Annotated in this window: 4 protein-coding genes; 1 reads left to right on the top strand and 3 read right to left on the bottom strand. The window is 46.1% G+C overall.

From position 1 onward, the window contains the following. The 3 genes from QUA38_RS14955 to cbiD form a co-directional block, all read right to left on the bottom strand. Window positions 1–623: filamentous hemagglutinin N-terminal domain-containing protein (locus QUA38_RS14955; RefSeq protein ID WP_333163002.1), on the bottom strand; the 623-nt coding region annotated here is incomplete at its 3' end. A 707-nt stretch (window positions 624–1,330) separates the two neighbouring features. Further along, the gene (gene guaA / locus QUA38_RS14950; RefSeq protein WP_445304930.1) at window positions 1,331–2,932 is read right to left on the bottom strand and encodes a glutamine-hydrolyzing GMP synthase; all 1,602 of its coding nucleotides are present in this window, start codon (window positions 2,930–2,932) and stop codon (window positions 1,331–1,333) included. Window positions 2,933–3,279: 347 nt separating this feature from the next. Next, window positions 3,280–4,401 carry a cobalt-precorrin-5B (C(1))-methyltransferase CbiD gene (cbiD, locus tag QUA38_RS14945; protein ID WP_333163000.1) on the bottom strand — a complete coding sequence of 374 codons (1,122 nt, stop codon included), beginning with the start codon at window positions 4,399–4,401 and terminating at the stop codon, window positions 3,280–3,282. Window positions 4,402–5,204: 803 nt separating this feature from the next. On the opposite strand from cbiD, the gene QUA38_RS14940 reads away from it, so the two are divergent. Then, complete coding sequence (locus QUA38_RS14940) at window positions 5,205–6,638, top strand: MFS transporter (RefSeq protein WP_333162998.1); 1,434 nt, start codon at window positions 5,205–5,207, stop codon at window positions 6,636–6,638. Window positions 6,639–6,660: the final 22 nt, after the last annotated feature.

The following is a 6,660-nucleotide window of genomic DNA, read 5'->3' as shown; positions in this document are numbered from 1 at the left end:
CTGAAAACTGTTCCGCCTATTAAAGCTAGCGTTTGCCCGTTAGGTACGCGCAGTTGACCGAAATTTGCGATCGCCCCTGGCTGAGCTGTACCAAAATTTAAAGTGCTTGGCGTTCCTATCAGCATAGCGTATTCATTAACGCCAACTGCCTGAAACCAATTGTTGCCGAATCCGATTCCGGTTGCTGTCGTTGCCAAGAATGAACCAGGCACGTTCAGTTGAGCGTTGGAACCGAAAACAATCCCCGCCGGATTCATCAAAAATAAGTTAGAATTACCGCCTATTACTTGAATTAAACCGTTAATATAAGAAGCATCGCCACCCACAACTCGCCCTAAAATATTGCGGATATTCGGATCAGAAATAAAGTTAACAATTTGACCGTCTGTGAGTCCAAACTGCTGAAAGCTATGGAAGAGATTAGTGCCGTCTTTGGAGCGCTGTCCCCCGTTGATATTAACTTGATTGCCGGAAGCATTAACAGCAGTTCCTGTGCCATCGGGAGACGGAGTAATTGGCTGTCCTGTAGCAGCAGGTGAGAACAGTAAAAAACCTAAAGATACCACCCAAGTACAAGTCAACAGTTGCTGTTGATATCTTTGAGTTATTCTTGTTCTAATCATTAGACTTCTCCCTAAAATAAATTGTTTGCTGAGCACGCTTAAATTATAATAAAACTTTTTCCTCAAACAACATGAGTGGAGTTTAAGCTAAGCACGTTAAAAAGTGCGCTCGTAGCTTAAATGGCAAACGTTTATAGAACCCATTTGAGATCGAAGCGGCTGCAAGCCTGATCAGCATCAGCCTAATAACAATAGTCTGGAGAGTTTTTAGTTCCTAGTCTGAAACCCTTGATTTTTCTTTCGTAGTTCGATTGCCGAATCGCCTTGAAAGCCATATTTTACGCTTGGTTATCAAAAACTGTCCGAAGTCCTGTAATAAAACAAAGATTAACCTTGGAACTCGCATCAATCAGAGTTCTCTCAAAATTACTGACGAGGATTTTGCACGTCTCTATCCAAGCATTTGCGCGTTCTCTTCCCCTACCTTGTCACAACCGGAAAAAACAAGGATTTGAGGATGATCCACTCTTCGTCTGTGAGGCTGGTAGAGTATGGCATAACTGCTGGATACGAATTTTGCAGTCACTTTACTTAAATACAGTAAAAAATGTCAAATGGGTTATATAAAAGCGATCGCCCTTCCCACTCCCCCATCCCCTAAAGCCCGTGAAGCGTAGCTATCCCAGAGGGAATCCCCCTGTTATCAAAAATCAAAATAAGTAGACAGACAAAAAAATTAGTCCGCCTACTTAATCGCTAACTAGAAATCACTCCCACTCGATCGTTCCCGGCGGCTTAGAAGTAATATCGTAAACCACTCGGTTCACCCCCTTAACCTCATTCACAATCCGGTTCGAGATCAGTTCCAACAAATCGTAAGGAACCCGCGCCCAGTCAGCCGTCATCCCGTCTTCACTCTTAATAAATCGCAAGACGATCGGGTAAGCATAAGTGCGCTGATCGCCCATCACGCCTACACTGCGAATCGGCAGCAAAACTGCAAAAGCTTGCCAAAGTTCACCGTACAATCCGTGCCGATTAATTTCTTGGCGAACAATGAAGTCAGCATCCCGCAAAATATTTAGTCTCTCTGCGGTAACTTCTCCTATAATCCGAATCGCCAATCCCGGACCGGGGAAAGGTTGTCGGTTCACGATTTCTTCGGGAAGCCCGATCGATCGGCCAACTTTTCGCACTTCATCCTTAAACAATTTTCGCAGCGGTTCAATCAGCTTAAATCGCAAATCTTTCGGCAAACCGCCGACGTTGTGGTGGCTTTTAATTTTAACAGCAACTCGTTCGCCACTTTTCGGGTCTGCATTAGTGTCAGCAGACTCAATCACATCAGGATAAAGAGTACCTTGTGCGAGGTAGTCAAAGGGGCCCAGACGCTTCGATTCTTCTTCAAATACGTTGATAAATTCGTGACCGATCCGCTTGCGTTTTACTTCAGGATCGGTAATCCCTTCAAGTTGAGCTAAAAAGCGTTCGCGAGCATTAACATACTCAACATCAATGTGGAATTGCTCTTTAAATAATTTTACCAACCGTTCTGGTTCATACTTCCGCATAAACCCTTGGTCGATAAACATACAGGTAAGTTGGTCGCCGATCGCCTTGTGCAGCAAGAAAGCCAAAGTAGAAGAATCTACGCCGCCCGATAGAGCCAGCAAAACTCGTTTATCTCCCACTTGTTCTCGAATTTCGCGAATCGATTCCTCCACAAAAGTAGCAGTCGTCCAAGTCGGTTCGCACTCGCAAATGTGGTAAACAAAATTGCGAATTAAAGCTATTCCCCCGATCGAGTGAACTACTTCTGGGTGAAACTGAACCCCGTACAAATTTTTCTCGTGGTGAGCAACAGCAGCACACGGAGTATTGCCCGTGTGAGCGAGGATCTCAAAACCCGACGGTAACTCGGAACACGAGTCTCCGTGACTCATCCACATCGTGCTGCCTTCTTCGACATTTGTCAGCAAATCCGTCGGATCGTCAATAAATAGCGATGCCTTGCCGTATTCGGCTAACTTAGCCCGCTCTACCGTGCCTCCGAGCTGCTTTACCATCAACTGCATCCCATAACACACTCCCAACACGGGTATTCCCAAATTCCAAATGTCTGGGTCGCAGTGGGGTGCTTTTTCATCGTATACAGAACTCGGACCTCCTGAAAGAATAATTCCTTTAGGATTGATAGCTTTTAACTGTTCTGCCGTAGTCCGGTAAGAAATAACTTCTGAATATACTTGAGTTTCGCGAATGCGACGAGCAATCAGTTCGGAATATTGCGAACCGAAGTCGAGAATCACGATCGTCTGGCGATCAATCTGCCCCAGAGAAGAGCTGGTGAGGTCTGATTCAGTTTTTATTTGAGTAGTCACGGTTATTGCGTAATTGCTAATTGCTAATTGGGCAGAAAGTAGGGGATGTATTTGTAGCGGCTTCACTACAAGACTGAGGAAGGCGAGCAAGCATTAGTCGCTAGGAATAAATCTTATTTATACTAGATTGCAGTCAGCGCTTGTAGTCTATTAATAGGGTCGAGGGCAAGCATAGATTTACTTCAATCCTTACCCTAATTAATTAAACTCTGGCGTCAGAAACTGCGTCCCCAAGCAACCTAGTATAATTAAGGTCTAGGGACAAAGAATTATTACTTGTTAAATATTATCCCTGAGCGATGTTTTCAACAGAATTCAGGGATATTCACACTACATTAACAAATTTGGGTCAAAAATGTATCTCCTATTTCACTTTTAACAATAATTTTGCGATTGCGCCCGAACATCACCGATCCCACGGGGATGTGCAAGTTAGTGTGAGTAAAAATGCAATCCGATGACCGCAAGTCTATTTGTCGGGCGATGTCGCCGTAAATTCGATCGACCCAATTGTTGCCAGTTTGAGCGTCCAAAGCCCGCAGTTGTCCGAGAGCCTCTTCGGCTGTTGCTGCGGCAAAAATTGCGGAACAAGCATCAGTCGGCATTCCAGCCTTAGCACAGTAAGCTGTGAGAATTTCCCTGCGCCCGTCAGCGAGGTGGTGGTGAGTGTGAAAAATTCCCGCCGCCAATTTCATCAGCTTCCCGTGATAGCCAAACAGCAAAATTGACTCCACCCCCTGATATCCTGCTTCTACCAGCAGCGGGCCGAGCCAGTTAGCGGTTTTGACTAGCCTCTCAGGATTAATCCCCAGTTGTCGAGCCAAATCCAAGCCGTTTTCGCCGATGCAGAAAACCAAACAGTCAAACAGTTTGGCTTTTTGTTGCAGTTGTTCGCGGTAAACTTCCAACTGTCCCGGGGCGCTCAGCGGTTGAGAAATGCCTGTTGTACCTAGCAGCGAAAGTCCTTCTACCACGCCGAAAGCTTCGTTAGAAGTGCGGGCGGCTAGTTGCCGACCAGACGGCAGAATCAGGGTGACACTAATTTTTTCTCCCCGTGCGAGTTCTCGGCTCAGATTCGATCGCAACAGTCGCATCGCATAATCATAGATTGCCGCTCCTCCACCTGCTTTATGATGTCCAATTCCCTCCCCGCCAACAATCTGTATTTGTTCCCCCTCTCCTTCTCTCCCCAATTCCACCATTGCCCAAACGGGGGTATTGCGAGTCAGATCGAGATTGTCCCCCGGATCGGAGCGAGTCACTCCTAAAGCGGTACCAGTTTTGAGTAGAGACGCCTGCTCGATCGGAATTTCTGCGGTTATTTGTGGTTCCAGTAAATTTACTGGTACACTATCAACAGATTGGATACCCTCACGCAAGCACCGCAAAGCTGCAAGTGCAGCTGCACAGGCAAATACTGGCAGTGTATACCCGGATAAAGGTTGAGCTTTTGTCACAATTTAATGCAAAAATCCGTAAATTTGCTGATAATTGACATCACACATTAGCAGTAATATCTTTCAAATGTTTAAGTTTAATTCTAGAGTTTGCTATTATCTGCAGTTAGCATAATTTTTGTCAAGTAATAATTTTGTCCTACCAGTTGCCGATCTCAGTCACACTTTTTTTGATGTGCGTTAGCGAAGCCCTCGTAGAGGATCGCCAATAACCCACTCCGAAGCTTTAGCGGCACCTGGGGGCGATTTTCACAAAAAACCCGAACTCTCTCGCGAGCGCTGGGACTGAACAAACGGATTCCAGGAATTAGGTAAAAATAGTTAGCATCTATACTCCGCAAGTCGATCATCTTTCATTCTATAGATTTAGCTAGCCGTAAAGGTTTGAGAGCGGAATGGAGGATCGGGCGCGAAATTTGTTTTTGCCCTTGGGGTGGCTTGCTTGAGGCGGAATTCGAGCAATTTTTGGCAGGCTAAATGCTGCGCTCGCTTCCTTGTTAAGCCCTAAAACCTACTTTTGTAAAATTAGCAAACTTATATCTCCCAAGCGGTTGATGTGCCAGCGATCGCTTGCCATCTATATTAATAACCATTACCCGGAAGTACCAGTCTAGCTTTCAAGCTCATACCTTGAAGGCGGGGCTGGTTTTATCTTAAGAGGCTAGCTCAGAAATTTTGAGCATAGAGATTAAATTTTATTGACACCTGCGCGTGAAAAATAATTTAATGACCAGCCAGCCTCAAACCCTTGCCACAGCAAGATTGGGCAAGTCTTTAATCTCCGACTAAAATCCTATTACTTTATGTTTGAGCCAGTTGCAGAGTTAAATGAACCTCTATCTCTTCAGACTCCTGAAATACTAGACAATCAAATATCTCAGCTCGTTTTATCTTCAAAAACAGATCTCAAAATTTCTAAACAAGAGGTTCGATCGACCCTGAAAGCCTCAACTCTAGACGGCGTTTTTGCCGCTATCTTCGAGTCCGCGACCGGCGGCGTGCTGCTGAGCAATTTCTTGCTGCAACTCGGGGCGAGCAGCGTGGAAATAGGTATATTCTCGGCTATTCCAATGGTGGTAAATCTCCTGCAACCATTAGGAGCCTACATCGCGGACCGGACTACCAGCCGCCACTGGTACAACCTTTTTGTATTCGGCATGTCGCGGCTGCTGTGGCTGGTGCTGGCAGTGGCAATTGTTTGGGGTTCCCAGCACCAAGACCTCCACCAACTGCTTCAATGGACGCTGGTAACAGTCGTAGCAGCTAGCGTGCTGGCAGCTTTTGCCAATTCTAGCTGGTTCAGTTGGATGGCTGCTGTGGTTCCTCAGCGCTTGCGGGGACGCTATTTTGGCTTTCGCAACAGTGCTGTCAGCCTCATAACTTTGCTGGGAGTGCCGTTGATGGGATTGGGAGTGTCAACTTGGGGCGCCGATCCAATTTTCGGCTACGGTATTGTTTTATTTGTGGGTGTTTTGGCGGGAATGATTAGTTTGGGATGTCAATTTTTTATGGTTGATGTGAATCCCCAGGTATACAAAAAAGACGCTGAAAGCAATCGGCTTACACAGAAAAAAGAAAAGCAAATAACAGATTTTGTGCCTTCTGTGCTGAAAGATTCTAATTTTTTAATGTTTATTCTTTATTTCAGTATGTGGACATTTGCAGTTAATCTCAGCGCACCTTTTTTTAATATCTACCTGCTGAAAAATTTAAGCTTGGATGTGAGTTTAGTAACGATTTACACCAGCTTAAGTTCCGGTGCAAATCTACTGCTGCTGATGTTTTGGGGTAAGTTGGCCGATCGCTGGGGAAATCGCCCCCTGCTAATTGGGGTGGGGCTGGTGGTGGCGATAACGCCTTTATTGTGGTTGGGTACGGGCAATTACCCGTTTGCGGTGTGGGTATGGCTGCCGCTGCTGCACTTGTTGGGGGGAACGACTTTAGGGGCGATCGACCTTTGTACTAAGAATATTCAAATGGAGATAGCGTCGATCGAGCAACCTTCGACTTATTTTGCGATCGCCGCAGCGGTTTCTGGATTAGCTGGGGCTTTGGGAACTACCGCCGGCGGCTTTCTTGCCGAACTTCCCGGCATGAGTTTGGGTGCACTGTTTGCCCTCTCGGCTGCTGTGCGGCTATTCGGCTTGCTGCCTTTGATTTTGGTGCGAGAACCCCGCAGCTTGTCGCTGCGGTTGATCGTCCCCACTTTGGGACGTTTCAATTTAAACCGCGACTAGGAATTTTTCGCACAAATTTACC

It is taken from the genome of Microcoleus sp. Pol12B4 (assembly GCF_036701385.1).
Classification (GTDB): Bacteria; Cyanobacteriota; Cyanobacteriia; order Cyanobacteriales; family Microcoleaceae; genus Microcoleus.
This window is presented reverse-complemented; position numbering and strand designations above follow the sequence as displayed.